This window comes from Mycobacterium sp. P4_H6, assembly GCF_056400845.1.
The window spans coordinates 23,986-46,746 of the sequence record NZ_JBFUKN010000017.1 but is presented as its reverse complement, the minus strand read 5'-3'; the positions used below and the strand labels follow the sequence as shown (position 1 = coordinate 46,746).

At 65.4% G+C, this 22,761-nt stretch carries 24 protein-coding genes and 1 pseudogene; 8 read left to right on the top strand and 17 right to left on the bottom strand.

Going from position 1 to position 22,761, the window contains the following annotated elements; translation table 11 throughout:
- Positions 1-86: 86 nt before the first annotated feature.
- Positions 87-884 (top strand): SDR family oxidoreductase, encoded by a 798-nt coding sequence (locus AC1DTF_RS09610; RefSeq protein WP_477473900.1) that lies wholly within the window; start codon positions 87-89, stop codon positions 882-884.
- Here AC1DTF_RS09610 and AC1DTF_RS09605 read toward each other — a convergent pair.
- The 5 genes from AC1DTF_RS09605 to AC1DTF_RS09585 form a co-directional block, all read right to left on the bottom strand.
- Positions 872-1,729 carry an alpha/beta hydrolase fold domain-containing protein gene (locus tag AC1DTF_RS09605; protein ID WP_477473899.1) on the bottom strand — a complete coding sequence of 286 codons (858 nt, stop codon included), beginning with the start codon at positions 1,727-1,729 and terminating at the stop codon, positions 872-874. The two genes, AC1DTF_RS09610 and AC1DTF_RS09605, sit on opposite strands and share 13 nt — an antisense overlap.
- A 145-nt stretch (positions 1,730-1,874) precedes the next feature.
- On the bottom strand, positions 1,875-3,125 hold the full coding sequence (locus tag AC1DTF_RS09600) for a glycosyltransferase (protein WP_477473898.1): 1,251 nt from the start codon (positions 3,123-3,125) through the stop codon (positions 1,875-1,877).
- Positions 3,122-3,751, bottom strand: coding sequence for a TetR/AcrR family transcriptional regulator (locus AC1DTF_RS09595; protein WP_477473897.1), 630 nt, complete (start codon positions 3,749-3,751; stop codon positions 3,122-3,124). Before AC1DTF_RS09595 ends, AC1DTF_RS09600 begins: the two co-directional genes overlap by 4 nt.
- 137 nt (positions 3,752-3,888) lie before the next feature.
- Positions 3,889-4,428, bottom strand: coding sequence for a GrpB family protein (locus AC1DTF_RS09590; RefSeq protein ID WP_477473896.1), 540 nt, complete (start codon positions 4,426-4,428; stop codon positions 3,889-3,891).
- A 90-nt stretch (positions 4,429-4,518) separates the two neighbouring features.
- Positions 4,519-4,908, bottom strand: coding sequence for a hypothetical protein (locus tag AC1DTF_RS09585; protein ID WP_477473895.1), 390 nt, complete (start codon positions 4,906-4,908; stop codon positions 4,519-4,521).
- A 465-nt stretch (positions 4,909-5,373) separates the two neighbouring features.
- Between AC1DTF_RS09585 and AC1DTF_RS09580 the strand changes: the two are divergent.
- Positions 5,374-6,014, top strand: a pseudogene (locus tag AC1DTF_RS09580) (maleylpyruvate isomerase family mycothiol-dependent enzyme).
- A gap of 197 nt (positions 6,015-6,211) precedes the next feature.
- Here the strand turns inward: AC1DTF_RS09580 and AC1DTF_RS09575 are convergent.
- A complete protein-coding gene (locus AC1DTF_RS09575) occupies positions 6,212-7,105 on the bottom strand; it encodes a LysR family transcriptional regulator (protein ID WP_477473894.1) in 894 nt (297 codons plus the stop codon).
- A gap of 135 nt (positions 7,106-7,240) precedes the next feature.
- On the opposite strand from AC1DTF_RS09575, the gene AC1DTF_RS09570 reads away from it, so the two are divergent.
- From AC1DTF_RS09570 to AC1DTF_RS09555, 4 genes are all read left to right on the top strand, one after another.
- Positions 7,241-7,522 carry a PLD nuclease N-terminal domain-containing protein gene (locus tag AC1DTF_RS09570; protein ID WP_477473893.1) on the top strand — a complete coding sequence of 94 codons (282 nt, stop codon included), beginning with the start codon at positions 7,241-7,243 and terminating at the stop codon, positions 7,520-7,522.
- Between the two features lie 136 nt (positions 7,523-7,658).
- On the top strand, positions 7,659-7,907 hold the full coding sequence (locus AC1DTF_RS09565) for a cold-shock protein (RefSeq protein WP_477473892.1): 249 nt from the start codon (positions 7,659-7,661) through the stop codon (positions 7,905-7,907).
- Positions 7,908-7,941: 34 nt separating this feature from the next.
- The gene (gene pip, locus AC1DTF_RS09560; RefSeq protein WP_477473891.1) at positions 7,942-8,931 is read left to right on the top strand and encodes a prolyl aminopeptidase; all 990 of its coding nucleotides are present in this window, start codon (positions 7,942-7,944) and stop codon (positions 8,929-8,931) included.
- A gap of 137 nt (positions 8,932-9,068) precedes the next feature.
- Complete coding sequence (locus AC1DTF_RS09555; protein WP_477473890.1) at positions 9,069-10,727, top strand: alpha/beta hydrolase family protein; 1,659 nt, start codon at positions 9,069-9,071, stop codon at positions 10,725-10,727.
- 27 nt (positions 10,728-10,754) lie between these two features.
- Here AC1DTF_RS09555 and AC1DTF_RS09550 read toward each other — a convergent pair whose 3' ends face one another.
- Positions 10,755-11,885: a PrpF domain-containing protein gene (locus AC1DTF_RS09550; RefSeq protein ID WP_477473943.1), complete on the bottom strand. Its 1,131-nt coding sequence runs from the start codon at positions 11,883-11,885 to the stop codon at positions 10,755-10,757.
- A gap of 126 nt (positions 11,886-12,011) precedes the next feature.
- The gene (locus tag AC1DTF_RS09545; protein WP_477473889.1) at positions 12,012-13,406 is read right to left on the bottom strand and encodes an SLC13 family permease; all 1,395 of its coding nucleotides are present in this window, start codon (positions 13,404-13,406) and stop codon (positions 12,012-12,014) included.
- 204 nt (positions 13,407-13,610) lie between these two features.
- On the opposite strand from AC1DTF_RS09545, the gene AC1DTF_RS09540 reads away from it, so the two are divergent.
- On the top strand, positions 13,611-14,531 hold the full coding sequence (locus tag AC1DTF_RS09540; RefSeq protein WP_477473888.1) for a LysR family transcriptional regulator: 921 nt from the start codon (positions 13,611-13,613) through the stop codon (positions 14,529-14,531).
- A 68-nt stretch (positions 14,532-14,599) separates the two neighbouring features.
- On the opposite strand, the gene AC1DTF_RS09535 is transcribed toward AC1DTF_RS09540, so the two are convergent.
- The 5 genes from AC1DTF_RS09535 to AC1DTF_RS09515 form a co-directional block, all read right to left on the bottom strand.
- Entirely contained in the window at positions 14,600-15,454 is an 855-nt protein-coding gene (locus AC1DTF_RS09535; protein ID WP_477473942.1) for an ATP-grasp fold amidoligase family protein, read from the bottom strand.
- Between the two features lie 89 nt (positions 15,455-15,543).
- Entirely contained in the window at positions 15,544-16,221 is a 678-nt protein-coding gene (locus tag AC1DTF_RS09530; protein WP_477473887.1) for an IF2 family translation initiation factor, read from the bottom strand.
- A gap of 26 nt (positions 16,222-16,247) precedes the next feature.
- Positions 16,248-16,805 carry a CsbD family protein gene (locus AC1DTF_RS09525; protein ID WP_477473886.1) on the bottom strand — a complete coding sequence of 186 codons (558 nt, stop codon included), beginning with the start codon at positions 16,803-16,805 and terminating at the stop codon, positions 16,248-16,250.
- 8 nt (positions 16,806-16,813) lie between these two features.
- A complete protein-coding gene (locus AC1DTF_RS09520) occupies positions 16,814-17,755 on the bottom strand; it encodes a manganese catalase family protein (RefSeq protein WP_477473885.1) in 942 nt (313 codons plus the stop codon).
- 284 nt (positions 17,756-18,039) lie between these two features.
- Positions 18,040-19,233, bottom strand: coding sequence for a YihY/virulence factor BrkB family protein (locus AC1DTF_RS09515; RefSeq protein WP_477473884.1), 1,194 nt, complete (start codon positions 19,231-19,233; stop codon positions 18,040-18,042).
- Between the two features lie 238 nt (positions 19,234-19,471).
- Here AC1DTF_RS09515 and AC1DTF_RS09510 point away from each other — a divergent pair, with 238 nt between their 5' ends.
- Entirely contained in the window at positions 19,472-20,200 is a 729-nt protein-coding gene (locus AC1DTF_RS09510) for a ZIP family metal transporter (RefSeq protein WP_057167765.1), read from the top strand.
- Between the two features lie 39 nt (positions 20,201-20,239).
- On the opposite strand, the gene AC1DTF_RS09505 is transcribed toward AC1DTF_RS09510, so the two are convergent.
- The 4 genes from AC1DTF_RS09505 to AC1DTF_RS09490 form a co-directional block, all read right to left on the bottom strand.
- Positions 20,240-20,611: an STAS domain-containing protein gene (locus AC1DTF_RS09505; RefSeq protein ID WP_082614167.1), complete on the bottom strand. Its 372-nt coding sequence runs from the start codon at positions 20,609-20,611 to the stop codon at positions 20,240-20,242.
- Between the two features lie 178 nt (positions 20,612-20,789).
- On the bottom strand, positions 20,790-21,239 hold the full coding sequence (locus AC1DTF_RS09500) for an Hsp20/alpha crystallin family protein (protein WP_477473883.1): 450 nt from the start codon (positions 21,237-21,239) through the stop codon (positions 20,790-20,792).
- A 224-nt stretch (positions 21,240-21,463) separates the two neighbouring features.
- Positions 21,464-21,847, bottom strand: a complete 384-nt coding sequence (locus tag AC1DTF_RS09495) for an STAS domain-containing protein (RefSeq protein WP_156409188.1) — start codon at positions 21,845-21,847, stop codon at positions 21,464-21,466.
- 187 nt (positions 21,848-22,034) lie between these two features.
- Positions 22,035-22,751 carry a TetR/AcrR family transcriptional regulator gene (locus AC1DTF_RS09490; RefSeq protein ID WP_477473882.1) on the bottom strand — a complete coding sequence of 239 codons (717 nt, stop codon included), beginning with the start codon at positions 22,749-22,751 and terminating at the stop codon, positions 22,035-22,037.
- Between the last annotated feature and the right edge of the window lie 10 nt (positions 22,752-22,761).

Here is a 22,761-nt window from a genome sequence, read left to right as displayed (position 1 = left end):
CGATGACGCTAACACCAAAATAAGAAAGATAAGAGTAAATTAAGCAATATCTAAGAACCAGTGTCCGGTGGCGATGGGAGTTTTCAATGAGCAATCGAGGTTGGGAAGCCGGCACGGTGGTGGCGGGTGCTGACGTGCGCGGCCGAGCAGACGGGTCGACGGACGCGCGGGTCGCATTGGTCACGGGTGCGTCGCGCGGGATCGGCGCGGAGGTTGCCAGGCTACTAGGTGGCGCCGGCGTCCACGTGCTGGTCAACTACCGGGAAAAGGCCAAACGGGCCGCCGCCGTGGTCGACGAGATCCGCGCAGCTGGGGGACAAGCATCGGCAGCCGGAGCAGACGTCTGCGATGACGCGCAGGTGCAGGCGCTTCTGGTGGACATTGATGAGCAATTCGGCGCGCTGAATATGCTGGTGCTCAACGCCTCTGGTGGTCTGGAGCGCGGCGCGGACCCGGGCTATGCGATGCGGTTGAACCGAGATGCGCAACTGCGCCTCGCTACGCTGGCACTTCCGCTCATGCCACCAGGCGCCCGGATTGTCTTCGTCACCAGCCATCAAGCGCACTTCTTTCCCGCCAAGCCAGTGCCCGACGGTTACGAGCCCATCGCCCAGAGCAAACGCGCCGGCGAAGACGCGCTGCTGAGCGCCAAAACCGTTCTGAATGACAGTGGAATCGAACTCAAGGTGGTCTCGGGCGACATGATCGACGGCACGATCATCGTCCGACTCCTGCACCGCAAAGATCCCGAGGCCGTACAAGCCCGGCGTGGCCACGCCCCGCTGCCGACGGTCGAGGAGTTCGCTGCCGCCATCGCCCGAGCGGCGTTGCACCCCGATGCGCCTGACACGACCTACGTTGGCGGCGCCGACTATCTGGAGTGACGTGTTTCGTTGGTTTGGGGATCGATACCTATGTTGGGTGGCGGCAGAACGGTCTTCAACCAACGGATCTGGTCGTTGACCACCCACCGTGCCTGGGGTGTGTTGCCGCGTAGCGCGTAGACGTGTTCGGCGCCTTCCTGTTCGATATAGGTGACGGGAACGTCGCTGGTTTTCAGGGCGTCTCGGAATCGGCGGATGTCGTGGAGGAAGAAGTCTTCGGTGCCGACGTTGAGGTGGACCGGTGTCAGACCGGCGACTGAGGCGTTGATCGGCGACAGCGTCGGGTCGCTGAACGTTAGGCCGTCGGCGTAGAGCCTGAAAGCCCACCAGAACCTGTCGTCGCGCGTGAGGCCGGCCGCTTCGGTGGCTGCGACGGTGTCGGGGTGGGCCAGCTCCATGTCCACCATGGGTGCGGTGAGCATGAGTCCCGCGGGCAGTGGGCCGCCTTCATCGCGGAGATGCTGTGCGGCGGCCAGGGCGAGCGTGCCACCGGCACTGTCGCCGGCGAGGACCCAATGCCCGTCGGTGAGTTGACCGTTGGCGTGCATCGCTTGGATCGCGGTGAGCGTGTCGTTCAGTGCTGCGGGATGCGGGTCTCGGGGTGGCCTGCGGTAGAGCACCATCCCTGTCGCGAAGCCCGTCTGCTGACAGATAGTGGCGAGCAGCTTCCAGTGCAACGAGATCGGCCCGGCCAGAAACGCTCCGCCATGCAGATAGAGGATTACGTCGCACCCACCCCGTTGACCGAGCCAGGTGAGGTGAACTCCGTCGATGGTCTGTTCCGAAACGGGGATGCCGGAGGCGACCTTTCGAGACGGGCGGGATTGGCGGGTTGCGCGCAACACGTGGGGACGCCACCGAAGTGGTAGCCGGTTGACCGCCGCGGTCCCGGCTTTCTCGACGGTCTGCAGCAGCCAGTGGGTGGGTGCCACCTGTGAGGCTGGAATGCCACCGCCGTGGTCGGTTGCGTGATGCACGGTCGTGTTCCTCTCATCGTTGCGACGAGTACAGGAGCGTGTCGATGGTGGCGACGGCGGCGGCGGTGCCGTCCTCGCCGGCGATGCGGGAGGCGAGCCGCTGGGTGCTCTGCCGCGGGTCGGTGCCGTCGAGTGTGGTGCGGATGGTGTCGGCGAGGCGCTGCGCGGTCAGCCCGCGCTGCGGAAGGGGTGTAGTGGCGGCGCCGAGCGCGTGCAGCCGGCGCGCCCAGAAGGGTTGATCCCCAACAGGACCGGGCAGGGCGATGCTGGGGATGCCGGCCCGTAGAGCGGCGGCGGTCGTGCCGGCGCCGCAGTGGTGAGCCGCGGCGGCCATCTGCGGGAACAACCATTCGTGCGGTGTGTCGCCGATGGTGAGGATGTCACCGCCGGTGACCTCGAGTCCGGCCCAACCGGATTGAACGATGCCGCGCACGCCGGCCTGCCGCAACGCACCGGAGATGATGACGGCGAGCTGCTCGGCGCGCGCGGCGGTGACCACGGTGCTGCCCAGCCCGATGAACACCGGTGCCGGTCCCGCGGCGAGGAAGTCGGACAGCTGTGCGGGCGGTTGCCAACCGGGTGGGGTGGGCGGCCACCAGTACCCGGTGACCTGCAAGCCGGGCCGCCAGTCGACGGGGCGGGATACGACGCTGGGCGAGTAGCCGTGCAGGATCGGCCAATCCGCGCGGGTGCGTCGGCGCCGAAGGGCCCGGGCCGAGCCCTTGGGAAGTCCGAGTTCGCGTCGAAAGTGCGCAACGACCCCGCCGTAGAGACGATCGATGGTCCGCGCGGCGGCGCCGGCGACCATTCGGTTGCCAGCTGCGCCGAGCGACCAGGCGCCTAACAGGGTCGGCGGATAGTCCGCGGTCTGCGACAGCGGTTGCAGCCGGACACCCACCGAAGGGATACCGCGGGCTTCTGCCAAAGGATGTCCCGCGAGCTCGGCCAGCGGGGGTAGCAGCAGGATGTCGGCCGGCACATCACCGAGCGCATTCAGGACCAGCTGACCGGTGTCGCGCTGTCCTCGTGGGGTGAAGATCGCCGCGAACGTCTCCTTCGATGTGGCGTCGGCGTGGTCGGTACCAGGAGTGAAATCCGCTGGAAGCTGGCGGAACTCGCACCCGGCCTCGGTGATCAGATCGGCGAACGGTGTGTACGCGGCGATGACGACCCGGTGCCCGGCGCCCCGCAGTGCGGCGCCGAGGCCGGCCACGGGCGCGACGTCGCCGCGACTGCCGACCGCAGCGATGGCCACGGTGCTCATCGCGACCGACTCACGATGCGCCCGAAGATCTCGATCAGGTCCTCCGCATAACCGCCCGCGTCGTAGCCGGGTTCGCGCAACACCTTCTCGACGACGCCGTTGACGGCACCGCGCAACGCGATCGCGGTGGACTGCACCGGGAAGTCGCCGAACTCGCCGTCGCGTTGGCCGGCGGTGAGAATCGAGGTGGGATCGAGCACCGCGAGTTGCTCGGCGATGTCGGCGCTGAGTCCGAGCTCTTCGAAGCGGCGCCCATCGGCGGGGACGTAAGTCGTGCCGAGTGAGGCAAGCGCCTTCAGAGCGGCGCGGTGTGTTCCGAAATAGTCGATGCTGGAACGGATGTATGCGTGCAGCTTGCCGTTGGCGGTGTTCTCGGCCTGCACCGCCGGCGCCACCCGGGTGAGCATCGTGCGGTACATGTGCTCGACGATGGCGTCGACGAGATTGTCCTTGGTGCCGAAGTGGTAGAGCACCGCGCTCATCGCGATACCCACCCGGTCGGCGATCTTGCGGATCGATGCGTGCGCGAACCCGACTTCGGCGATCACGTCGATCGCAGCGGCCACGATCTGGGCCTTGCGTGCCGATCGGGTGAAGGACTCTTGTCGAGCCTGGGTTGGCGGCATGGCCCGACCCTAGAACGACTCCCCGGCATTTAGAAGAAGTGATCTAAAATTAGATCACTTGATCAAGAGGGCACGGTGTGGTCCGGCAATGAACCTACAATCGGCCCCGATCAAGACGGTTCACAGCACAATCACCGCTACCGCGGATAGAGAACTGCATGAATGAACGGTTTCTTCGCCGCGCTGTAAGCTTCACGATCGTCGCTATAGCGTTCCGCAAGAGCGTGTTTGAGTGCGGCGTAGTCCGCAGCTATGGATGAATCCGCGCGCAGGGTATCGCGAAACGCAAGTTGTTGGTGCCAACGCGGATCGTCGCCGATCATGATGTGCAGGTGGGCGACGCGCCGTTGGTTGGCGACCTTGACGAAGAAACGACGCCAGGGCCGCTGGTCGAGGTGTGGGGCAACGTAATGCCAGTCGTGAGGGCCGAGCGCTGCCGCCATCGACTCGGCATCGTCCAGATCGTTCACGGCGGCTTGTAGGTCGATGATGGGTTTGGCGGCCAGGCCGGGCACCGCGGTTGAGCCGACGTGCTCGATGTGGGCGGTCAGCCAAGGCGCAAGAAGCACTTCGACGGTGTCGCGTAGGCGTTGGCCTTGGGATTGCCATTCGGGATCTGCGGCGACGAGCGCAATAGTGTCATTCGCCCAACCGGGCCAGGGCGGGTTTGCGTTCACAGCCGATCGCTTACCGAGTCACCGTGAGGGCGAGTTCGCTGCTCAGTCAGCAAGCAGAACGGCCGTCGAAGCTGCGATATATGGCCCGGGTCATAACGGCTTCCACTCTTCGGACCCGATATAGCGGCCCACGTTCGGGGTCTGTGGGCTGGCATAGGGATACCAGTTGATGTCGTACGGGAATCCGAGACCAGTGTTATCGCCGCCCGCGTACCAAGCGACCAGATGTGTGTCGTATGACTGCTCGCGCAGCGGGGCCGCATCCGGGGCGGACGGGTTCGGAAGGCTTGTTGCTGTCGCTCGGTCGTCGAAGATCCGCGCGGAGAAGTGCGCGCCATCGACGGTGGTCGCGATATCTGCCAACACGAGTTTGACGTCATTCTTGAAGGCGTCCGAGCGTGGGTCGACGGGATCGATGACGATGACGTAGCTGGTGCCTGCGCCTGAACGGTCTTGTGTCGTGTCGATGACCGAATACACCGGCGTCTGAGGCGGGGCTGCCACAGGGACGGGCTGCCGGTGAGCGGGCGTAGTCGTGACCGCCGGGGCGGAGGTGTCCGCGCCAGGGTTATCGGGTGGCGAGCCGCAGGCTACGAGGACTGCCAGCGCAGCGCCCGCGGCCAGAGCTGTCGTTCTCACTCGACGAACGTATCGCGCTCACAAGTGTCTGAGCGTCGTATTGGCTGTCGTTGCAGGTCTGTTGATGCGGCACCGATTGTTGCGGTGACGTCCAGACATGAGACGTGGATGGCTGGGCACAGAGCGCGGTAGGTCGCAAGAGCAGATTCCTCGTGCGTGTGCACTGAGCCTTCAGGCTGGGATTGCGGAACACTGGCCCGATGGATGTTGTGGTGTTTCGCTCCATGTACGGGCTGCGTGCTGTGGAGTTGGCGGCTGCCAGTCGGATCCGGGATTCGAGCTGATGGAGCGTGTCGGGAGGTGCGGATGAGCCCGACGGACCGTGAGCGTGTGTTCGTTGCGGTTGCCGCTGAGCGGCGTGCGATTGCCGCGTTGATCGAGAGTCTGGACGCCGCGCAATTGGCCACACCGAGCCTCTGCGCGCGATGGGACATCAAAACTGTTGCGGCGCATCTGGTCAGTGACTTCGAAGACGGGTTCTGGGGCTTCCTGGCCAGCGGTCTACGGCATGGCAGCATGGCTCGCGGGATCGACGCCCTTGCGCGCCGTCGCGCAGAGGCATCTGCGGCCGATATCGCGGACACCCTTCGCCGCAGAGCCGACCATCGGCTCAGCCCGCCGGTCACCGGGCCGCGGTCTGGGCTGACCGATGTGTTGGTCCATGGTGCTGATATGCGGATCCCGCTAGCCATTGCGTACGTCCAGACCCCGAGCACATCGCGTGGGTGCTCGATTTCCTGACGGGGCCAACCCAACTCGGGTTCTTTCCGCGCGGGCGGCTGCGCAATATCGCGCTCATCGATGAGGACACGGGGCAATCGTGGGGCACCGGCGATGAACTTGTCGGACCCGCTGAAGCCCTAATGTTGGCAGCGTGCGGGCGCACCGCGGCATTCGATCGTCTTACCGGACCTGCAGTGCCCGTGCTTCGCACCAGGCTGCAGTGATGCGGTGGTCTCCAACTGTCGGCAGGGCAGTGTTCACAGAGGTCAAGCCAGGCCAGAACTGTCGCAGTGGTGCAGAGGGTAGGAGACCACCGAGGCTTACCGCGGTATGGCGACGACAGTAATCGCCCCCTGCAAACTAGTTGTGATCGAAAACGTTTGTGGGCCAGCTCTCGTCCACCGCTGCCACCCGATTCATGTCAGTCCGACGATCTCTTCGCAACGCGGGTCAAAATGTCGATGACGGCGGCGATGGCGGGGCGTTGGGCGGTGCCGGTGCGGGTGATCGCGTCGATGCGTCGCGCCACGGTGATGCCGTCGACGGGTTTGCGGATGAGTTCACGAACCGTGGGTGCGTAGCGGGGGAGCAGCGCGATGCCGACCCCGGAGAGCACGAGTTCTTCGACGACGCGAAAGTCATTGATGCGTTGAATGATCCGTGGCTGCACTCCCGAGATGGTGGCGAGTGAGCGCATCACGTCGTCGACCATGCGCCCGATTTTCACGCTGATCCAGGAGCAGTGCGCTAGCTCGTGCAAGGCGATGGAGTCGTTGGCGGCCAGATGGTGATCCGGCCGCAGAAGTAGGTCCAGCGGTTCGCGCAGCAGAAAGGTCGAGTTGTATCTGGGACCCCACGTTGTGGTGTCGCGTTCGTCGCGGTCGATGACAACGACATCGTGCTCGGCGAGAAGTTCGGGTGTTCGGGCAGCGGAGTGGTCGATATCGCGGGCGATCACCTCTACTCCGATTTCGGAGGTCTCGGCGATGAGGCCCGGGAGGAGCATCGCCGCTGCCGAGGGAACTATCGCCACCCGCACGGCGCCACGCGGGGTGGTACGAAAGCCCTCCATTTCGGCGGTCGCGCGGTCCAGTGCGGCAAGAACCTCATCGGCGCGCGCCACGAGTGCCCTACCTGCTTCGGTGAGACGCACGCGCCGGCCGTGGGGTTCGAGCAGCTGCACGCCCGCCTCGCGCTGAAGCCGCTTGAGCTGCTGGGAAACCGCCGACGTCGTCAAGGACAACGCCTCGGCCGTGGCGTGCACTGTGCCGTGTTCGGCGAAGTTGCGAAGCAGGCGCAGGCGTTCCACATCCATGAAGTGAACTCTAAACAATCAATCAATAATGTGTTGCTTGTCTGAACGGTGCTGGCGAGGCCATGCTGGGCGGGGACGTCGAAGCGATCGCCACGGCGAGACCGGCGCCGCGTCACCCCGAAGGAGGGTCGTGTCATGGACGTTGTTGTGGTGAGCGCCGGGGCGCTGCTGTGGGTGTGGGCGATTCGCGATGTGCTGGCCATCGAAGACCAGCATCTGCAGTCCGGTGAGAAAGGGGCGTGGGTGGCGACAGTCATGCTGCTACCCGTAGCTGGTGCACTGGCCTGGCTACTGACCGGACGACGCGCGACGCAGGCGCGAACGATAGGGGACAGGTCCCCTGCCTTCGATGGCTGCCCATCTGTGTCTCGCGCGAGGCTTCGGGGCTGGGATGACTCCCGCCGCACCGCTGGGTGACTCCAACGAAGTGGTCAGTGTGCCAGAACGTTTGGTCGTTGACTGACGTGGTGGACAACCTGGGCGGTGCCCCGATCGCCACTGCAGGGATGAAAAAGGATGCGAGAACTTTCAGCCAATGGCTTACCGTCGGATCATGGCGACCACCGGCACCGTGCGTTTCTGGAACCCCGAGGAAGGTTGGGGCGTCATCGATTCGCCCGAAACCCCCAGCGGTTGTTGGGCACATTTCACCCACATTCAGGCCGATGCCGTCACCGCTGCTCGCGGATACCGCAATGTCGATGATGGTCAGTCGGTTGAGTTCACCTGGGAGAAGGTCCCGCAAGACGGTTATGAGTTCCGTGTCATCGCGGTATGGCCCGCCGTTGACACCCTGCACTAGTCACTGAGCTACGTGCCGCGCTGAGGGGGTGCAGATGGTCGGGGAAGAGCCGCGCAGTCAGGGACTGCTCGACGTGGGCGACGGAAACCAGATGTATTGGGAGTGCCGGGGTGATCCAGCCGGCCGGACGGTCTTGCTGGTGCACGGCGGACCCGGTAGCGGCCGCTCCCGTACTGCCCATAAGGCATTCGACCACAACCACTTTCAGGTCGTCTCGTTTGATCAACGTGGATGCGGAGACAGCGTTCCCAGCGCGGCGGACCCAGGCTCGGAAATGTCGGTCAATACCACCGAGCACCTCCTGGCCGATATGGAAGCGCTACGCCGGCACCTCGGTGTGCAGCGGTGGCTGCTACACGGTGGGTCATGGGCTTCCACATTGATCCTGGCCTACGCGCAACGCCACCCCCACCATGTGGAAGGAATTATTCTGATCGGGGTCACGATGACCAGGCCACGTGAGATCGACTGGCTGTACCACGGTCTCCGTCTGTTCTTGCCCGAGCAGTGGGAGCGCTTCCGCGATGGGCTCCCCGAATCGCTGCGCGACGGCAACCTCGTCGAGGGCTACCGGCAACTCATGAACGACCTGGACCCCGACGTTCGCGCGAGCGCCGCACGTGACTGGTGCGCCTGGGAAGACGCCGCGATCGCCCACGAAACTCAAGGCAGCCCAGGCCAGTACAGCGCCAAGGTCGATGAGCAGCGGCTGGCGTTCGTGCGGATCTGCACCCACTACTTCGCCCACCACGCATGGCTGGAAGACGACGAACTGCTGCGCGGCGCCCACCGGCTCGCCGACATCCCCGGGATCCTCATCCACGGCCGCCTGGACGTTTCCGCACCGCTACTGACCGCATGGGAACTCGCCCAAGCCTGGCCCGAGGCGGACCTCGTCGTTGTGGAGGACTCCGGGCATACCGGCAGCCCGTCGATGCGGGCTGCGGTTGCCGACGCGATCTCGCGGTTCACCGACGGTGACCTGGCCGAACGCTGCCGGCAGCGCGGTGACACCCAGGCCTAGCTGACGTTGTCGCGCATCTCGTGTCCGAGTGAGAACGCGGTGGATGCATTACAGCCCAAAACGGCACGTGAATCCTCAAGCCATGGTTAGCATCCAGGGAAGTGGGGTTTACACCACTTTCGCAAAGTGTTGGGGGCATGGTGGAACGGCTAACCGCGTGGGTCAGTGCTGGGCTTCTATCAGGAGGGGTCACCGCCGCGGTGTTCGCGGGCGCCGGTACTGCGGTTGCAGACGATGCGACGCCGGGACCGCCGAGCGGTTCGGCCACCAGTCCCGCGCAGAGCCCGACAACAGGCACGCTCGACGGACCCCGACCCGATACCGGCCCGGACCGCTCGCCCAGTGCGGCACCCGACAACGACCCTGAACCGGCCGTCGGCGGCCCCGCGGCCGAAGCTCCCGAAACCGATTCGCCGGCAGACACTCTGACCGACACCCCCAAGAAAAAGAAGAAGAACCTGACCGCCAGGACCGCCGCAGTCACGGTGCCACGGGCGCATACCTCGCCGGTGACCTCCGCGGCACCCAGGCAGGCCCTCGCCGTCGTCGCGCAGTCCGAGCCCGCCGTCCGCACTCCCACCGTGTCGACACCGGCGCTGACCGATATCGGCTCCGGTGGCGCGCCCGCTGCCCGCATCTCCGCACAGCCGACCGTGTCGCTGGCTGTGGCCGCGCCAGAGGCGGCGGCGCCGGTGCAGGCCGCCGCCCCGCGCACCCCCTCACTGCTGGGCTGGGTCCGTAACGTGGCCACCTCGTTGGTCAACCGAATCGGGTCGGTGGCCATCAACACCATTCAGGCGCTGGAGGCACTGGTCGCCGGCCCGCCGTCGCTGCCGGCGAACAGCACCGTGACGGTCCGCAACTCGACCATTCTGCTGTCCAACGGGCAGCGGCTGAAGGCGAACTGGTACTACCCCGAGGGGGATGCGGTGCCGGACAAGCTCATTGTCCTGCAGCACGGGTTGCTGGCGCTGGGCCCGATGTACAGCCACACCGCGGCTGACCTCGCCGCGTCGACCGGCAGCATCGTCGTCACCCCGTCGATCCCGTCGAACGTGTTCGCCGGCGATGACCACTGGCTCGGTGGTGAAGGGATGGCCAAGGCCATCGCCGATCTGTTCGTCGGCGAGCGCACGGCACTGACCGACAGTGCCCGCGCCGCCGGCTTCGCGGCCCGCTACGGCCTGGACCCGGCCACCGCGGAGTTGCCCGAGAAGTTCGGGCTCGCCGGGCATTCGCTTGGTGGCCAGCTGGTTTCCGCGGCCGCGGGCTATCTGGTGGACAACGGTGCCGTCGAGGACCTGGTCGGCGTCATCACGCTGGACGGGGTCCCGACCGGCACCACGATGGTCGTCACGCTCGGCAAGCTGGCGGCCTACGAGGAGGCCACCGGCCGCTTCATCCCGATCCGCGAGATCGGTGCGCCGTCRAACTTCTTGAACTCGTCGAGCAACGTCAAGGAGGCGCTCAACGAGGCGCGGCCGGGCCGGTTCAACGGGGTGGTGCTCAAGGGCGGTGTGCACATGGATTCCATGCGGGGCGGCAACCCGATCATCCAGTTCGCCGCCTACATCGCCGCGGGTTTCCCGAAGTCGTACAACCAGGCGGCCGTGGCGGTGTTGACCACGACCTGGTTCACGGAGTGGTTCGCCGGCGACACCGACAACGGCGACGATCTGGTCCCGGGATCCACCTTGCCCATCGCGACGACCAAGGGGACGGCCCAGGGCGTGGTGATCGGCCGCACGGCGGTCTCGGCAGCGCCGGCAGACAGGTTTATCACCATCGCTGTGTGACAGTTGTCCTGTTAGGGGAAGCGGCGTTCAGCTTGCCTTGGCCACCGTCGCCGGCGCGGCAACGAAGAGCTCGGCGACCGCGATGCGGCGCGCGGCGCGATGCAAGGTCACCGAGGTCAGGGCGCGGCTCGCTGCAGTCCGGAGGTTCACCTGCAGGACGCCTGCGGGCGTGCCGAGCCGAAGTACGCCGGGCCCCGGTGTCCGCATGACGTCACTGACGACGCTGCCGGCAATGGTGGAGGCGGCGGCGACCGCAACCGCGGAGGTCAGTCCGATGGCGGGATGGGGAGCCAGCATCGAGAGCATCCGCACCGAGATGTCGTACTCGTCGGCCCTGATGAGCTGGCCGGTGGTGGTGCGGTAGTCCAGCGGCGCTCCCACGATGCCGACTTTGGGTATGGCGTGGCTGATCGGATCGCCGGGCTTGCTCAGACCCATCCGCAACGATGATTGCTGCCGCAGGGTGATAAGCAGTGGCAGATGTTCGGAGATCGCCTGGTTGTCTTCGGCGCCCGTGAGTCCGAGATCGGCGGCGTTGAACAGTGCGGCCGGCGCACCGGCGACGACCATGGTGGCCGCGTAAGTCCTTCCCGCCGCGACGACGTCATCGCTGGCGTTTCCGGTCGGCAGCAGCGCGGTGGCGGTTCGGTCCAGACCGGTGAACGTCAGTCCCACGGGCACCCCCAGTGCGCTGGTGCCAGGTACCGCCGCATTGCCCTCAGCGGGGATCGTTCCACCGGGGGTGGCGATTTCGGTGTGCAACACTGCGCCGGTGTTCTGGTTGCGCATCCGCACCACCGTCACCGAATCGTCGACCGCGACAAGTCCGGTCTGCAGGGCGTACAAGCCGATGGCGGTGGCGCAGTTGCCGCAGTTGCTGCCCCACTCGACCCGCCGGTCGCCGATCGCGACCTGTGCAAAGAGGTAGTCGATGTCGATGCCGGCCACGTTGGAGCGCCGAACGATCGCCGCCTTGGATGTGGTGGAACTTCCGCCGCCGACACCGTCGAGTTGTCGTGGGTCACCGGACCCGAAGGCGGATGTCAGCAGCGCGTCGAGGCTGTCGGCATCGGTGAGCAGTGGGTCGACGTCCACACCGTTGAACAGCCAGCACTTGCTGGTTCCACCTCGCATCCAGGTGGCACGGAGGGTGATCATCATCGGTCGGCCTTTCCGCACAGTGGTGAACGGTTCGGACTCCACTGTGGTCACAAGAGGTATGAAGGACAATCACGAATAACGTGACTGTTGTGTACTTTTACTAAAGTCGCGCGGGACGTCTGGTCAGAGCGCGGCGGGGATGACCACAAGGGTCAGCCAACACAGTGCGGGTGCGAGCGCCACGACGATGCCTGCGTTGACCAGCAGCTGGCGGTAGAAGCGGGGCCGCTCGATGCCCTGGGAGTTGGCCAGCACCAGCGCACCGTTGGTGGAGAAGGGCGACACATCGACCACCGTGGCGGAAATCGCCAGGGCGGCAACCACTCCGACCACCGGCAGCGCTCCGGTCTGCAGCAGCGGCAAGGCCATCGGGATGACGGCGGTCAGCAATGCCGTGGAGGAGGCGAAAGCCGAGGTCACGCCGATGACGTAGCAGAGCACGACCGCGACCAGCAGCGGTGCGCCGATCGTGATGGCCATCTTCGCGAGGTGATCGATGGTGCCGATCTCCTGGAGCACGGAGATGTAGGTGACCATGCCGGCGACCAGCAGTACCGTCGACCAACTGATGCCGGCGATGGCTTCGTTCTGCTTGGACAGGTCGGTGAAGGCCAGTACCGCGCCGGCGGCGATGGCGATGAAGCTGATCGGAAGGTGGAACACCAGCACCAGGACCAGCACGATGCCGATCAGCGCCAAGGTGAGTTTCTGCACCCAGGTGACCGGGGCGGGCGCCGCGTCCGTGAGGACATCAGCGGTGACCGGGCGGGTGAGCAAGGCGGTGCCGCCTCCGGCGCCCGTGGTGGTGGGGGACGTCGGGTACGTGGTTGCGGTCGGGGCGGCACCGGCTGACCAGATGTCGTCGCGAGGGGCGGGCTTGGTGGAACCGGTGGCGCTGAACTCGAGGCCGCGGATACGGGCCAGAGTGGCGTATCCGACGACGGTGAGCGCCGAAAGCAGCAGGTTGATGCCGTAGCTGGCGAAGAACAGTGTCCAGGGGTTGAGGCTCAGTCCGCTGGACTCCACGATGTCGAGGACCAGGACGCCGGAGACCGAGGTGGGGGAGAAGGCGCCGGCGTGTGCGCCGTTGATCACCATGATGCCCATGACCAGTGGACTCATTTTGGTCCGAGCGGCGAAGGACATGGCGGCGGGGGAGATCAGTGCGACCGCGGCGGGGCTGAAGGTGCCGAGTGCGGTGAGTACTGAGGCGCAGAAGAAGAAGACCCACGGCACCACCGAGACGCGACCGCGCACGCCCCGGATGCAGGCGTTCACCAGCAGATCGATCGTGCCGTTCTTTTTCGCCATGCCGAAGAAGTAGGTGACGCCGACGATGGTCAGCACGATCGAACTGGGGAACGCGGTCAGAATTTCCTTGTCATCGAAGCCGAGCATGAAGTATCCGACGGCGAACGCGCCGATGAAGCCCAGAATTCCGATGTTGATCGGGAAAAAGGTGGCGATGACGAACATCGCCACCAGCGCGATCAGTGGTAATACTTCGACAGAGGTCATGGTGCTCTCTCAGTTTCCGAGAAGGTGGCGCATCGTTGCGAAGCCGCGACCGGTTCCGCTGGCTCGCGCAAACCGAAAGCATCCGGTGTCACACCCTTCGATGATCATTACCCAGATCACATTAGGAAGGGTTTGACTTAACGACAATGTCGAGTTAGTGCAGTATGCTTAACTTCTGCTTAAGTCGATGATTCGGGGGCGAGATTGCTCGACACCAACCGGATGTTCACGCTGCGCGAGGTTTCAGCCCACGGGACGATCACGGCGGCGGCCGAGGCCCTCGGCTACACGACCTCGGCCGTGTCCCAACAGATCGCGAAGCTGGAGAAGGAGGCGGGGCAGCCCCTGCTGGAGCGTCACGCCCGGGGGATCGTGCTGACCGAAGCGGGACGCGCTGTGGTCAGGCACACCGAGCGGATACTCATCGAGTTGGATGCAGCGGATGCCGAACTCGCCGAGATCCGCGGGTTGCGAGCCGGCGTGCTGGCCATCGGTACCTTTCCGACAGCGGGGTCCTCGCTGCTGCCCTTGGTGATCAAGGAGTTCAAGACACGACACCCAGGGGTGGACCTCACGGTCCTCAGTGGGCGATTCGCCCGATTGATCGACGCGTTGCGTCGCCGCGAGACCGAGTTGTCACTGCTGTGGGACTACGAATGGAACCGCATCGATGACCCCACGCTGACCTATCACCACCTGATGAACGACCCGACCATGCTGCTGGTGTCCGAGCGGCACCGTCTGGCTGACCGGGACTCGATCAGCATCAGTGAACTACGCGACGAGGCCTGGGTGGTTCGGGCCGATGACCATCCGGTCGCACAGACTCTGGAGAAGCTGTGCCAGCAAGGGGGATTCACGCCACGCACCAGTGTGTTTGCCCATGACTACGGCGAGGTGCAGGCCATGGTCGCCGTCGAGTTGGGAGTGGCGATCGCGCCCCGGCTGGCCGTGCTGAACCCGCGGCCCGACGTGCGGACGATCCGCCTGGCGACCCGCCCACCGCAGCGACGGATCCTCATCGCTCATCTGGCCGAGCGCCGGCTGAGCCCGGCCGCCCACGAGGCCATAGCGGTCAGCGCGGCGGCGGCACGCAAACTCGAGGAAGGCTTCGGCGACAGGTGATTTCGCCGCCGAACGCGGGCGGCGAGGCGGGTGGCCCACCGCAGCATCGTGCCTGCGGCGGCCCGCGGTCACCGATAGCGGCGCGGCACGGTCCAGTGACTGCCGAATTCTTCGTTGAAGTATTCGGGATCAAATGGGCTGTCACCGCCGGCGGGGAAGCTGGTCAGCTCTCCGAAGACGACACGGCCGTCGATGCAGTAGAGGTCCACTCGAACGAAGTCGGTGTCCGCACCCAGACGTTGCGCGACGTCGATCATCTCGGCTAACGCAGCGGGCTTCTCCGGGCGAGGGCAGGCCCATGGCGGCCCGCCGCTGAGCGGTACATGTTGCCAATCGGGCCGGAAGAAATCCTGGGTTCGGTGGCCGAAGCGGTCGGCGTCGACCTGTATGTAGGCGCATCGCCCATGGAAGACGAACAACTTGTAATCCGCCGGAATCGTGCCGTCAGGCGCCGAGAGCAGCTCCTCGACGAGGACCCGCCGCGGTACCTGCCCGTAGACCCATTCGCGGTTCGGTCCCTGCCCGTAGAGCTGGCCGAGCCAGCCTTGCGCGATCCGGACGACATCGGCTCGATGGGCGAACTCGGGTCGCACGTGCTGATAGCTCCAGCCGTCGGGCCCCGTGGGAAGCCGTGCGGTAGCCGACGCTTGGTCGGAGACGACGATCACTGCTCCGCTACCGTGGGTCGGCTTGACCACATAGCCATCCGGCAAGGTGAGGTCGAGCAAGGCCGACGGGTCATCGACGATCGCGAGGGCGCGCGGAAGGTATTGCCGCCCAATCACTGTCGCGACGTAATCGCGGACCGCCGCCTTGTCGGCGAATGTGACGACAAGGCGGCGGTGATCGCGCAGCATCTTGTACTGCACCTTTTCGCGGAATGTTCGAGGATTACGCGTCCGCCATAGACGCGCCTGACGCACGACACGGCTGCGTTCCCGCCAGCGGACATCCGCAGATCTCACAGAGAGAGGTTACGACGCTCGACCAACCGCAAACCCCCGAACGGTCCTCAGGAGCTACCGGCTCGCTGGGCCTGGCGCTTCTTCTTTTCGGCGTCGGCGAGTTCTTCGAGGCGGTCGGCCTGTTCACGCTTGTCAGCTGCGCGGGTGCGCTGTGCCTGAGCATCGTCCAACGTCGCCTTCGCCGATGAGACCACCTTGTCCTCGGCCTCGCGGACCCTGTTCTGGTCGTTGCGCTTGGCTGTCTCGACCGCTGCGACCTTCCGCGCGGCGTCGTTGTCGGCCCGCTTCTTCGCGGCCGCGGTGCGCGACTGCACTTCTTCGGTCGCGGCGCGTTTGCGTTCGTCTGCGGTGCGCTGCGCCTCGCTGACCTTCTGCTCCCGTCGGGCGCGGGCATCGTTCTGCTCTTCGATCGTCTGTTCGCGTTCGGCCTCCAGTGTGGCGTCGGCCTGTTGCTTGGTCTGGGCGGCCTGCTCGTCGAGTACAGCGGCACGGGCCAATTCAGCGCTGCGCTCGGCAAGCGCGTCCCCACGTGCCGCCAGTTCCGGGTCGCGGAGGACGCGGCCCACGGTGGAATCCAGCTGGCCGAGGACACGCTCATACAGCAGGCGGGCCGGAGCTTCGGGATCGAGGTTGCCGAACACCCGGTCGTGCACGAGCTGTAGCGGATAGCGGGCAATCTGATACTGGAACCGCCCGAACGCGAACGGGACTGCGGTGATCTGCATGGTCATCTCCTGTGAGGTTGGGGTGCTCAGGCCAAGTCGGCTTCGGCGGAGAGCCGAGCCGCCCGCTGGCGGGCGCGCTCGGCTTCGTCCTGCACGTCGGACGCGTGGGCTACCTCTGAGCGGTGCTCGTCGATGGCGTCGGCGAGATCGTCGGCGGCATCTTCGATGTCCTCGCGGGCTTGTACTTTCGCGTGCTGCACTTCGTTCAACGCCTCCGCGGATGCGCGGCGGTTCTGCTCGGCCAGTTCACGGTGTGCGGCTTGGTCGGCTGCGTGCTTTTCCGCGTTTTGTCGGGCCTGGATGTCGTCCTCGGCCGCGGCGGCCTCGCCCGCGACAGCCGCCCGCGCGGCGCCGCCGAGATTCCTGGCCTCCGCTGCCGCACGCTGCGCCTCCTTGGCCTCGGCATCGGCCACGGCCTCCGCGCTGTTGGCCTCTTTGCGTTCCGCGGCCTGGGTCTGCTCGAGCTGGCCCTCGGCGGTCAGCGAATCGTTGCCGGTGACCGCGCCGATCACTTCTTTGGCCTTGCCCTTCACCGAATCGATCAACCCTTTGCGGGCCTGGTCGGCCTTGCTGTGGTCAGTCATCAGCGTCCTTACTTGGTCTCGTCGTTGTTCATGGCGATCTCGACCTCGGCGGTGGCCTGGATCAGCGCCAGCAGTTCCTTGTCCAGCCCGGGCGAGAACTCCTCGCGCCGTTCCGGGGCGATGGTGATCGGCACCCCTTCGGGCATCACCGCAGTGCTCAGTTCGGTGCCGTCGTTCGACGGCGACGCGCCGCGGTACAGCTTGGCGGCCTGACTCTTGTCGTCGGCGCTGAAGGTGAACTGGACGCTCTGCAGTCCCATGTCCAGCAGCCGCTTGACCTCGGGGAACTGCTCGGCATTGGTTTTCGGGATGGGCAGTGCCGCACCCCAATTGACGCCGAGGCTCTCCAGTGCCTTGGCGAACGCATTCTCGTGGGCCTGATCGCGCACGATCAGGTAGGCCAGGGTCGAGCGTGCGGTCTTGTTGTCGGTCATCTGGTAGAGACGACATTTCTGCAGTCGGCCGGTCGACTCGAGCATCAAGTTGTACAGGAGATCGAGAACCAGGTTGCCGCTGTTGTACACGTAGGAACCCAGCCACGGATTTCCCGCCGCATCGACGGGCAGGGCGCCCTGGGCGCCGACCAGATAATGGTGAATGTTACTGGTGTCCAACGCAATCTTCAGTGGCGTCGCGCCGCCGGCACCGGGCTCGTCGACCGGGTCGGTCTTCTTGCCCTTGTACTCCGGTGAGCCGTCCAGCAGCCGGGCGATGGTGGTCCCGATGAGTTCGACATGGCTGATCTCTTCGGTGCCGACACCTTGAAGCAGATCCCTGTAGGGCTTGGACGCGGGATCGCCGCGGAAGTTCATGCTCTGGAACAGATACTGCATCATGGTGCGCATCTCGCCGAACTGGCCACCGAGGCCCTCCTGCAGCGCGTTGGCTGCGGCGGGATCGGGCTCGTCGACGGCGATTTCGTTGATGAGCTGCTCAGTGTGCAGGTACATGGAAGATTCCTAATCTTTGAGGTGGCACCGCGGCGGGTCACGACGGGGTGTGGTTTTGCGGCAACGTCTCACCCGATGCAATTGGCTGCGATGGAGGCGCTCGCCAGCGATAGGCGGCTGCGCCGTCACGACGACCCGCTGAGCGAGACATGGACGTAGTAGAGGTCGATCGCGGAGGCAGTTTCTGGACCTTCACGCGAATTGTGAATCCCTGGGCGCGACCGTTGTGTTCGGACGCACCAGCCCGGGACTCTTGTGATACCCCGTCGCGGCGGGGCCAAACACTAGCTGCCGTGTTGCCCACGCGATTCGCGCAGCCGGCGGCCCTGCTGGACGTCGGCTTCCTCCTTGGCCTGGTTCCTCTCGGCGACCCGGTTGTCGCGGGCCGGAAGTTGCAGGTCGCGCTCGGCGGCGATGCCGGCTTGGAGTTGGCGGCCCCGTTCGAGCTCGGCGTCCAGCTCCGCTCCGAAGAGTAGGGCCAGGTTGGTGATCCAGAGCCACAGCAGGAACACGATCACCCCGGCGAGCGCGCCGTAGGTCTTGTTGTAGCTGCCGAAGTTGCTGACGTAGAAACCGAACCCGATTGACGCGATGACCCAGAGCACGATCGCGGCGGCGGCGCCGACGCTGATCCACCGGAACTTCGGTTGCTGCACATTGGGGGYGGCGTAGTAGAGGACGGCGACTGCGCCGGTGACCAGGATCAGCACGAGCGGGAACCGTGCCACATTCCAGATCGATTGGGCGGTGGAGCCGAGCCCAATCGCGTCTCCGAGGGCGGCCGCGATGGGACCACTGACCGCGAGCAGAAACGCGACCGCCGCGGCGGCGATCAGACCGGTGAAGGTCAGGAGCAGTTGGATCGGTCGCAGCTTCCACACGGGGCGGCCTTCGTCGACTTCGTAGACGCGGTTCATCGCGCGGCCGAAGGCGCCGATGTAACCCGAGGCCGACCACAGCGCGCCGGCAACACCGACCACCAAGGCGATGCCTGCCGAGGGCGCCTCCACCAGCTGCTGAATGGGGGCGCGCAGCGTATCCACCGCCGACGAGGGGCCCAGGTCCTCGACGATCTGCAGTACTGCTTCGGTGGTGCGCCTGCCTTGCCCGAACACACCCAGCAGCGACACCATCACGACCAGCGCGGGGAACAACGAGAGCACGGCGTAGTAGGTCAGTGCCGCAGCCAGATCCGTGCATTGATCGGAGCTGAACTCGCGCGCCGTTTTGCGCAGCACATACATCACCGACGGCTTGCTCAGATCGGACGGCGAGTCCGGTTTCGACGGGTCGTCGGGATCGGGGGCGTTCTCCGGGTCCGGGTGGGACGCGCTGGAATCACCCACGGCGACAAAGTTCTCCGTCTGCGCACCGAATGTCGCAGCTGGAGCTGCCGGGAGCGAAGCGGCGCCGGCGGTCCGCCTACCGACGAGGACACCGGCCAGCAGCCCTCCGATCATGGCGATAAGCCACTTCATCGCAGCGTCCTCTCTGCGGTCCCCGGCAAGGTGGAGTCCCGTGGGCAGGGAACCGCGTGCCCCAGACCGCTGGCATGCCCGTGCGCGAGTGGGTCGAAACCGAACAGGTACAGCCGTTTACCGCAATGTGTGCGCATCGATGCGCGGTTGGCAGGATCGTTGAACCGAACGTGCTGTCGGCGGGCGACGACCGCGAGTCATGTCAGCAGTGCGGAGGGCGGTAGGGGAGGCGGTGCAGATGCTGGCGGTTCTGTTCGGGCTGGCTGCATCCAGCGCCCTGGTGATCGGGGCCGGTGTGGGGGCGCGGTTCAGTCCTGCCAAGACGGTGACGGGTGTGCTGTTGGCCTTCGCCAGCGGTGCGCTGATTTCTGCACTGGCATTCGAGTTGTTCGAGGAGGCTTTTCATCTCGGCGGCGCGACCCGCGCAGGGCTGGGATTGCTAGCCGGTGCAGCGACTTTCGTCCTTGCCGATACCCTGCTGGACCGCTACGTGAGTGGCCAGTCAGGTCCCGAGCAGCGCGAGGTGGTGGCCTCTGGAGCCCGCCGCGGGGTGGGGTTGGCTCTATTGGCCGCGGTGACTCTGGACGGGGTGCCCGAGAACCTCGCACTTGGTGTGTCACTGGTGAGCGGGGCGTCGTTGTCGCTGTTGGTGGCGATCTTCTTTTCGAACCTGCCCGAAGCCCTGGTGGGGGCGGTGAGTATGCGTGAGTCCGGGATGCGGGTGCGCACGGTCATGCTGACCTGGACTGTGTGTGCGGTGCTCCTGGCCGTAGCGGTCGTCGCAGGGCGTGCGACCGCCGAGCAGATGAGCAGCAGCGTCCTAGGCGTGGCACTGGCTTTTGCCGGGGGAGCCGTGTTGGCTTCGCTGGCCGACACATTGATGCCCGAGGCCTTTGAACATGGTCGCCCGTTCAATGCCTTCGCCACCGCCGGCGGATTCTTCCTGTCATTCATTTTGGCGGCGTGACACGCGTGGTGAGCGGCGCGCTCCGCGTCGGTCACTATTTCAGGCAGTGCGCCGACCCGGTACCGCGACGTCGTCGAGAGCGTCTGTGAGGCTGGTGCGCACGGGGAAGACGTCGGTCATTCCCATGAGTTTCAGAGGGCGAAGGGTCGCCGGGCCGTCGGCGACGACTGCAAAGCCCATGGTCGGCGAGCACCGTTTGTACGTATCGAGAAGAACCCACAGGCCGCGCGACGAGATGAAGTCGACGAGGGTCAGATCGACGATCATTGCTGACGGATTCTGAGCCAACGCACCGCTGATCTGCTGCTCCAAGTCCGGCGCGGTGAGCATGTCGATGACGCCGGAGCAACGGAGGGTCACTGTGGTGCCCCGCCAATCGAGATCGACAAATAATTGGGGTGAATTGGGCATTTTGCTGACTCGGCTTTCAGTGTGTCCCTGGGCGCTTCGTCTCGCGGGCTGAGTCTGAACCGGGCAAGCTATGACGCGCGTTGCAATGAGTTTAGCGGGATGTCACCTCAACCGCATCAGGGTTGGCAGACTCGCAGGCGAGGCCGGGCGCACTGTCGTGCGCCCGGCGGCGGGCGGGCTACTCGGCGTCGACCGTGGTGGGTTCGATCGATGTCTGTGATGCCGCGCGGGTGACCTCGATCCGTCGTGGCTTGGCACGTTCAGCCAGCGGGATCGTCACGGTCAGGACACCGTTCTCGTAGGTGGCCGCGATCTTCGCGGTGTCGATCCCTTCGCCCAGCGACAGCTGTCTGCGGTAGGTGCCGGCGAAGCGCTCGTTGGCCAGCCACTGCACACCGTCCTCTGAGCGCGCCGAACGATGCGCCGTCAGTGTCAGGGTGCCGTGATCGACGTTGACGTCGACCGAGCCGGGATCCACACCGGGTAGATCGGCGGTCAGGACGAAATGATCATCGACTTTGTAGAGGTCCATCGGCATGAACCGAGGACTGCGCGTTGATCCGGTCTGGCTGTTCAGCAAGCCCCGGGTCAGGGTGTCAAGGTCACTGAACGGATCAAAACGAAGCACAGCAACACACCTCCTCGATCGTCACCGGGCCCGCCCCGTTGGCGGACCGCCATCACTGTGCAACACAGAATTTAGCACTCGCGCAGGGAGAGTGCCAGACGGTTTTCGAAGAATTTCGATGCGGCTTGCCAAGTCCGAAGTTGCAGCGGGACAGCAGCTTCGAGCGCCACCGCGATCCCGGGCCTGCCGCTACGTCGGCGGTCGGGGGTCGAGCAACGTCAGCGCTAGGCGCGTTGACGACCCGACGTCTGCCATAGCTCCGGTGCACCGCTACCGGCGTATCTGCCGTGCAGCACCGTGAGCTCGACGTCTGCCATCGCGCATCGGCTCTCGAGCGTTCTCAGCATGTCGTAGCCGCTGCAGGACAGAGACCGGACTCGTTCCAGATTCAGGATCAACAACCGGCACAAGAGCGCCTTGCTCAGCGCGTAATCGAACAGGTCGGCGCTGTTGGCGGCGTCCACCTCACCCTCGACGGACACCAGTGCGACATCGAAATTGGGCCATTGAGTGGATGTCTGGAGCGTGGAAGGTTGCCCGTCGGACGGTGGCGACGTCGTCTCGCGTACGCGCCTCGACTGCATGGTCCGGGATTGAACGCTGGTCATTTCGGCCTCCATCTACTGCGAGCTGGTGCGAAGGCTGCTGCTGAACCGGTAACCATGTTACAAGGCCGCAGGATGTATTCATACCTTTGATGTGAACGACCGTGCATGCGACTCCGCTCAGCGAATCAGTTGTCTGCCGAGTATCTGTCCGGGGCGTTCGGCGACGGGCAGGCCGCATTGGCCTGCGTCAGAGTTGTTCTCGGTCCGGCCCACTGGGCAGGAATTGACGGATCTGGATATCGAGGTCGGCGGCATCGTTGACGACCGGCGTGCCGGCGACCACGCTGAGCATCACACCGCTGATGTAGGTCAGGACCGCCACCGCGCGTTCCTCGATATGCGTAGCCGGAGTGGCGGTGTCGGCGTACCAGCGGGCAATCACCTCGCGGGCGAGGCGGTAGAACTGCAGGCTGTAACTCTGGGTCGTCTCGGCAAGATCGGGATCTCGGCGGGCATGCAGGATCAGTTCGAATCGGGCTCGGGTACGGGTCAAATAAGGTTCCTGCGCGGAGAGCATCACCAGTCGTGCCAGACCTATCGTGCCCGCGTAATCGGCGACGTAGTGCTCGCTGCGCTCGTCCATCATGGACAGATCGGCGAGGTCGAGTTCGGTGAGGCGCTCTGCAACTGCGTGCAAGAGCGCTTTGCGGGTGCGGAAGTAGTAGGACGTGGTGCCGGTGGGCAGGCCACCGTGCCGGTCCACCCGTGGATGGGACAGCCCGCGCGAACCGTCCTTGCCCAGCAGGTCGATGGCCGCATCGGCAATGTCGATGCGGCGTTGAGCGGCGTTGTACTTGCGGGGTGCGCTGATCTGCCGGATTTTAGCCGCCAGCCTCCCGGGATCGGTGGCGAGCCGGGTCGATCTCCGCTCCGTTCGGCTCCGGCCGTGCGGGCAAAATTTCACGAAACCGTTT

Coding starts and splice junctions, on each gene's coding strand:
- AC1DTF_RS09610 (WP_477473900.1), top strand. CDS start 87: ATGAGCAATCGAGGTTGGGAAGCCGGCACGGTGGTGGCGGGTGCTGAC.
- AC1DTF_RS09600 (WP_477473898.1), bottom strand. CDS start 3,125: ATGAGCACCGTGGCCATCGCTGCGGTCGGCAGTCGCGGCGACGTCGCG.
- AC1DTF_RS09595 (WP_477473897.1), bottom strand. CDS start 3,751: ATGCCGCCAACCCAGGCTCGACAAGAGTCCTTCACCCGATCGGCACGC.
- AC1DTF_RS09575 (WP_477473894.1), bottom strand. CDS start 7,105: ATGGATGTGGAACGCCTGCGCCTGCTTCGCAACTTCGCCGAACACGGC.
- AC1DTF_RS09570 (WP_477473893.1), top strand. CDS start 7,241: ATGGACGTTGTTGTGGTGAGCGCCGGGGCGCTGCTGTGGGTGTGGGCG.
- AC1DTF_RS09565 (WP_477473892.1), top strand. CDS start 7,659: ATGGCGACCACCGGCACCGTGCGTTTCTGGAACCCCGAGGAAGGTTGG.
- pip (WP_477473891.1), top strand. CDS start 7,942: ATGGTCGGGGAAGAGCCGCGCAGTCAGGGACTGCTCGACGTGGGCGAC.
- AC1DTF_RS09550 (WP_477473943.1), bottom strand. CDS start 11,885: ATGATCACCCTCCGTGCCACCTGGATGCGAGGTGGAACCAGCAAGTGC.
- AC1DTF_RS09545 (WP_477473889.1), bottom strand. CDS start 13,406: ATGACCTCTGTCGAAGTATTACCACTGATCGCGCTGGTGGCGATGTTC.
- AC1DTF_RS09530 (WP_477473887.1), bottom strand. CDS start 16,221: ATGCAGATCACCGCAGTCCCGTTCGCGTTCGGGCGGTTCCAGTATCAG.
- AC1DTF_RS09525 (WP_477473886.1), bottom strand. CDS start 16,805: ATGACTGACCACAGCAAGGCCGACCAGGCCCGCAAAGGGTTGATCGAT.
- AC1DTF_RS09520 (WP_477473885.1), bottom strand. CDS start 17,755: ATGTACCTGCACACTGAGCAGCTCATCAACGAAATCGCCGTCGACGAG.
- AC1DTF_RS09510 (WP_057167765.1), top strand. CDS start 19,472: ATGCTGGCGGTTCTGTTCGGGCTGGCTGCATCCAGCGCCCTGGTGATC.
- AC1DTF_RS09505 (WP_082614167.1), bottom strand. CDS start 20,611: ATGCCCAATTCACCCCAATTATTTGTCGATCTCGATTGGCGGGGCACC.
- AC1DTF_RS09495 (WP_156409188.1), bottom strand. CDS start 21,847: ATGACCAGCGTTCAATCCCGGACCATGCAGTCGAGGCGCGTACGCGAG.